The organism is Bacteroidia bacterium, from assembly GCA_039924845.1.
Classification (GTDB): domain Bacteria; phylum Bacteroidota; class Bacteroidia; order DATLTG01; family DATLTG01; genus DATLTG01.
Genome location: JBDTAC010000025.1, coordinates 50,049 through 56,330 on the forward strand (window position 1 = coordinate 50,049; position 6,282 = coordinate 56,330).

Genomic DNA, 6,282 nt, shown 5'->3' on the forward strand with positions numbered 1-6,282 from the left:
TATCCTTAAATTTTAAGAATGGAAAAAGATTTTTTTGCGCATCCTTCTGCTTTTATTGATGAAGGCTGTAAAATAGCGAAAGGCGTTAAGATTTGGCATTTTTCACACATTATGTCTAATTGCACAATTGGCGAGGGTTCCAACATCGGTCAAAACGTAGTTATTTCGCCTGATGTGGTGCTTGGCAAAAATGTAAAAGTGCAAAACAATGTTTCTATTTATACGGGCGTAACGTGTGCGGACGATGTTTTTTTGGGTCCGTCGATGGTATTTACCAATGTGACTAATCCACGCAGCGCTGTCAATCGTAAAAATCAATATGCCAAAACGCATGTTGGAAAAGGAGCATCTATTGGTGCCAACGCAACTATTGTTTGCGGACACGATATTGGCGAATTTGCCTTTATTGGTGCGGGTGCTGTGGTTACAAAAAATGTTCCTGCTTATTCTTTATGGGTCGGAAATCCTGCCAAACAAATTGGTTGGATGAGTGAATTCGGACATCGTTTGGATTTTAAAAATGGCATCGCGGTTTGTCCAGAAAGTAAGGAAAAATACAAATTAGAAATCGGAAAAGTAAGCAAGATAGTGGAGTAATTTCCCGTATTAATTCAATCAAAATGACTAAAATAAAATTCGCCATTGTTGGTCAAGGACACATCGGAAAACGCCATGCGGAGATGATTCGCAGAAACGAAGAATGTGAACTCGTTGCCGTTTGTGATATTCAAGATAAAAGCAAATTAGGATTATCTGAATTGAAAGAAAAATTTTTCAATTCGATTGAAGAAATGTTGGTGTCTAATTTAGAAATTGATGTCGTAAATATTGCTACACCAAACGGATTGCACGCGAAACATGCGTTGCTTGCGCTAGATGCAAAAAAACACATTGTGTGCGAAAAGCCGATGGCACTTCACAAAGCAGATTGCGAAGCCATTATTTATAAATCGTTGCAAGTAAATAAAAATGTTTTTTGCGTGATGCAAAATCGTTATTCGCCGCCATCTGTATGGATAAAAGAGCTCATCGAAACAAAAAAAATGGGTGATATTTATATGGTGCAGTTGAATTGTTATTGGAATCGCGACGAGCGTTATTATAAAAAAGGCGGCTGGAAAGGCACGCAGGATTTAGATGGCGGAACTTTGTTCACGCAATTTTCTCATTTTATAGATATCATGTATTGGCTTTTTGGCGATATCAAAGACATTCAGGCGAAGTTCAATGATTTTACACACGCTAATTCTACTGATTTTGAAGACAGCGGTTTTGTTACTTTTAATTTCGCGAATGGCGGAATGGGAAGTATTAATTATTCCACGGCTGTTTGGGATAGCAATTTAGAAAGTAGCATTACGATTATCGGAAAAAAAGGGAGCGTGAAGATTGGCGGGCAATACATGAACGAAGTAGAATATTGTCACATCGAAAATTATACTTTGCCAGAATTGGCGCCAACCAATCCGGGCAATGATTACGGGACTTACAAAGGTTCGGCAGCCAATCATCATTATATTATTGAAAATGTGGTGGATACGCTAAAAAATAGGAAAACCATTACTACCAACGCTTTAGAAGGGATGAAAGTGGTGGAGATGATTGAACGTATTTACGCTTTGCGAAAAGACAATCGAAAAAAATAATTTTTCAAGACTGAAAATATGTATAAAAAACTCCTCAAAAAAGAAGCGAAATTAGCCGTTATTGGCTTGGGATACGTAGGATTGCCCATTGCACTGGCTTTTGCAAAAAAAATTAAAGTCATCGGATTCGACATCAACGAGGCACGCGTAAACATGATGAAGAAAGGAATTGATCCGAGTCAAGAACTTGATAAGTCGGCGTTTAAAGGCTGTGACATTGAATTTACCGCTTCGATTGATGTGTTGAAAAAAGCAAATTTTTTCATTGTAGCCGTGCCAACGCCGATTGACGAACATAATTTACCTGATTTAAAACCTCTGATTGGCGCGTCTAAATCTGTTGGGAAAGCATTGAAAAAGGGAGATTATGTGGTGTATGAATCCACTGTTTATCCAGGTTGTACGGAAGAAGATTGCATTCCGATTTTGGAAGAAATTTCGAAATTGAAATTCAAAAAAGATTTTAAAGTGGGATATTCTCCAGAACGTATCAATCCAGGCGATAAGGAACATACGATTACAAAAATTTTAAAAGTTGTTTCGGGATGTGATGAGGAATCCTTGGAAGAAATTGCGAAAACCTATCAAATTATTGTGGAACCAGGCGTTCACAAAGCACCTTCCATTAAAGTAGCAGAAGCCGCTAAAATCATTGAAAACACCCAGCGAGATGTAAATATTGCTTTGATGAATGAACTTTCCATCATCTTCAATAAAATGAATATTAATACGTATGATGTGTTGGAAGCTGCGGGAACAAAATGGAATTTCTTGAAATTTTCTCCAGGACTTGTTGGTGGACACTGCATTGGCGTGGATCCATATTATTTAACGCACAAAGCGGAAGCCTTGGGTTATCACTCGCGCGTAATTAATTCCGGCAGATACGTAAACGATTCGATGGGGTTTTATGTCGCAAAAAATACCGTAAAAAAAATAATTGCAGCTGGAAAAAATATTTCTCAAGCCAAGGTTTTAGTGATGGGCGCTACGTTTAAAGAAAATGTGAGCGACATCCGAAATTCTAAAATTGCAGATGTGGTGAAAGAATTAAAATCGTATTCGGTAAAAGTAGAAGTAACGGATCCGTATGCGGATTCAAAGGAATTGGATCACGAATACGGTTTCGGGTTGGTAAAAAATATAGGTAAAAATTACGACGCTGTTATCATCGCGGTTAATCACAAAGAGTATTTGAATTTAGATGAAAAATATTTTAAATCTATTTTGTCTAAAAATCCTGTGTTGATTGATGTGAAAGGGATGTACAGAAATAAAATGAAAAATATTACCTATTGGGGATTGTAGAGTGGTTACGAATTACAAATCAATACGAATTTACCAATAGAGAGTGGTTACGAATTACAAATCAACACGAATTTACGAATAGCAAATTATTATAATTCTTAGATGAAAAAAATTTTAATCACTGGAGGTGCCGGATTTATTGGTTCTCACGTAGTTCGTTTGTTTGTAAATAAATATCCGGATTATCATATTGTGAATTTAGATATGCTCACGTACGCTGGCAATCTCGCTAATTTAAAGGATATTGAAAAAAAATCGAATTACGAATTTGTAAAAGGTGATATTGTTAATGCTAATTTTATTTCGAATTTATTTGAGAAAAATAATTTTTTTGGCGTTGTTCATTTAGCCGCTGAAAGCCACGTAGACAGAAGTATTTCCAATCCTTTGGAATTTGTAATGACGAATGTAATCGGCACCGTAAATTTATTGAACGCTGCAAAAAGCAGTTGGAAAAATAATTTTTCAGAGCATCGTTTTTATCATGTTTCCACAGATGAAGTGTATGGCTCTTTGGGTGAAACAGGAATGTTTACGGAAAAAACTTCATATGATCCACACAGTCCGTATTCCGCATCCAAAGCGAGTTCCGACCATTTTGTGCGCGCGTATCACGATACTTTTCAATTGCCTATTGTAATTTCGAATTGCTCCAACAATTACGGATCTTTTCATTTTCCAGAAAAATTAATTCCACTTTCCATTCACAATATAAAAAATAACAAAGCCATTCCTATTTACGGAAAAGGTGAGAATGTGCGTGATTGGCTGTTTGTAGAAGATCATGCACGCGCCATTGATACTATTTTCCATCATGGAAAAAATGGAGAAACGTATAATATTGGTGGAAATAATGAATGGACAAATATCGATTTAATTCGTTTGTTGTGTAAAATTATGGACAAGAAATTAAATCGTGCAGAAGGTGAATCAGCAAAGCTGATAACGTTTGTGAAAGACCGTGCTGGACATGATTTGCGCTATGCGATTGATTCTTCAAAACTTCAAAAGGAATTGGATTGGAAACCGAGTTTACAATTTGAAGAAGGCTTGGAAAAAACCGTTGATTGGTATTTGAAAAACGAAGTGTGGTTGAACAATGTAACTTCTGGAGATTATCAGAAATACTACGAAAATCAATACGTTAAAAGATAATTCTTTCGTTTCGAGTTTATGAAAATATTCTTTAAAATTTTTATTTAAAATCTGAAACAAATCGTGTACGCTACTAAATTTCATTCAAACGATTTATCCGAAAAAACTTTTTTAGTTACAGGTGGCGCGGGTTTTATTGGATCCAACATTGTAGAATATTTATTGAAATACAATGCCGGAAAAGTAATTGTACTCGATAATTTAGCAACAGGTTTTAAGAAAAATATCGAGCCATTTCTGAATTCTGAAAATTTTATTTTCATCGAAGGTGATATTTGCAACCTCGATGATTGCAGAAAAGCCTGCGAAAATGTGGATTATGTTTTTCACGAAGCTGCGCTTGGTTCCGTTCCAAGATCCATCAAAAACCCTTTAGATACACATCATGTAAATGCTACCGGCTTTATAAATATGTTGATTGCTGCGCGCGATGCAAACGTGAAACGCTTGGTGTACGCCAGTTCTTCGTCGGTTTATGGCGACAGTAAAATTTTACCGAAAGTAGAAGAAATTACCGGAAAACAATTATCGCCTTATGCGGTTTCGAAAATGGTGGATGAGTTGTACGGAGAAATTTTTTCGAAGACGTATAACATGGAAATTATCGGGCTTCGTTATTTCAATATTTTCGGACCGAGACAAAATCCAGAAGGCGAATATGCTGCTGCCATTCCTTTGTTCATAGATGCATTGCTTCAAAATATATCGCCGAAAATAAATGGAGATGGAAATCAAACACGTGATTTTACTTTCGTGGAAAATGCTGTACAAGCAAATATAAAAGCCATGTTTGCTTCGGAAAATAATTTTCAAGGAAGTGTTTTTAACGTTGCTTTTGGCGAACGCGTTTCGCTTAATCACTTGATAAAGATTTTAAGAAAATTATGTAAGGCAACTGTCGAAACTACTTATAGGAGCGAACGAGTAGGAGATGTGCGCGATTCTTTAGCAGATATTTCGAAAGCAAAAAAAGAGTTGAATTATTATCCTGAAATAACTATTGAAACTGGTTTGAAAATAACCTTGGATTGGTTTGAGTCGTTTGTCAATAAGGCTTAAACGAAAAATTGCCTCGCGCTTTATTCGTACATTTGTATAAAACAACATTCGCCCGTGGGATTTTTTAGCAATGTATTTTCTAAATCAACAAAAACAGATACCCCTGTAGATTTATCGCAATTGGGCTGTGATGTCCATTCTCACCTCATTCCTGGCATTGACGATGGTGCGCAAACGATGGATGATTCAATTAATTTAATTAAAGAATTGTATCATCTGGGATTCAAAAAAATAATTACCACTCCGCACACGATGAGTGATTTTTATCGCAATACTTCTGAAACTATTTTAGGAGGCATGGAAAAAGTGCGTGTTGAATTAAAAAACGCAGGAATTCCAGTGCAATTGGAAGCAGCTTCCGAATATTATTTGGATTATGATTTTGAACAAAAAATAGAAAAAGAACCTTTGCTCACGTTCGGCAAAAAAAAATATTTGCTGTTCGAATTGTCGTTTATTAATCCGCCGGATAATTTATATCAAGCGATTTTTAACATGCAAATGAAAGGCTATAAACCTGTATTAGCACATCCGGAACGTTATAATTATTGGCATCGAAATTTTAGTAAATACGAAGACTTAATAGAGAAAGGTGTTTTGTTGCAAGTAAATTTATCTTCTTTGGCGGGATATTATTCTCCGGAGACAAAAAAAATTGCAGAGCAAATGATTGAAAAAAATATGATTTCATTGCTCGGAACCGATTGTCATCACGAACGACATGTTGCCGCAGCCAAAAATGCCTTGTACGAAAAATCACTGCATCAATTGGTGCAAAGTGGCTTATTGCTGAACAAGGAATTGTAACCCTCCTTCTCTTCGTGAATAATTGGAAATGGTAATTTGAGTTGAATGTGCAGATGAAAATTAAGAAAGCAGGAATGTTATTCTGGAATAATTTGGAATCTACGCGAAAGAAAATAACTCAAACATTTTCAGAAAGAAATTACTCCTTCAACTGCCGCGGACGATACTTCGGGTACGGAAAGAGGGTGTAAAATAAAGTGTGTCAATTAAATTAAAAGATTTAAATTGACCAATATGAAAGCAGAAAAATTCGATTTTGAAGCCTTTAAAAAAGAGGCGCTTCGTAAACTTCGGAATAAAGAACCAG

The 6,282-nt window shown here is 36.0% G+C and carries 6 protein-coding genes; all 6 read left to right on the forward strand.

The window, feature by feature from the left end; genetic code table 11:
• Positions 1-18 precede the first annotated feature (18 nt).
• The 6 genes from ABIZ51_03075 (at position 19) to ABIZ51_03100 (ending at position 5,975) form a co-directional block, all read left to right on the forward strand.
• Positions 19-597: an acyltransferase gene (locus ABIZ51_03075; GenBank protein MEO7087762.1), complete on the forward strand. Its 579-nt coding sequence runs from the start codon at positions 19-21 to the stop codon at positions 595-597.
• Between the two features lie 23 nt (positions 598-620).
• A complete protein-coding gene (locus ABIZ51_03080) occupies positions 621-1,646 on the forward strand; it encodes a Gfo/Idh/MocA family oxidoreductase (GenBank protein MEO7087763.1) in 1,026 nt (341 codons plus the stop codon).
• Between the two features lie 18 nt (positions 1,647-1,664).
• Entirely contained in the window at positions 1,665-2,954 is a 1,290-nt protein-coding gene (locus ABIZ51_03085; GenBank protein MEO7087764.1) for a nucleotide sugar dehydrogenase, read from the forward strand.
• Positions 2,955-3,056: 102 nt separating this feature from the next.
• On the forward strand, positions 3,057-4,109 hold the full coding sequence (gene rfbB, locus ABIZ51_03090) for a dTDP-glucose 4,6-dehydratase (GenBank protein ID MEO7087765.1): 1,053 nt from the start codon (positions 3,057-3,059) through the stop codon (positions 4,107-4,109).
• Between the two features lie 63 nt (positions 4,110-4,172).
• Positions 4,173-5,168: an SDR family oxidoreductase gene (locus tag ABIZ51_03095; protein ID MEO7087766.1), complete on the forward strand. Its 996-nt coding sequence runs from the start codon at positions 4,173-4,175 to the stop codon at positions 5,166-5,168.
• Positions 5,169-5,222: 54 nt separating this feature from the next.
• On the forward strand, positions 5,223-5,975 hold the full coding sequence (locus ABIZ51_03100; GenBank protein MEO7087767.1) for a CpsB/CapC family capsule biosynthesis tyrosine phosphatase: 753 nt from the start codon (positions 5,223-5,225) through the stop codon (positions 5,973-5,975).
• The last annotated feature ends 307 nt before the right edge of the window (positions 5,976-6,282 follow it).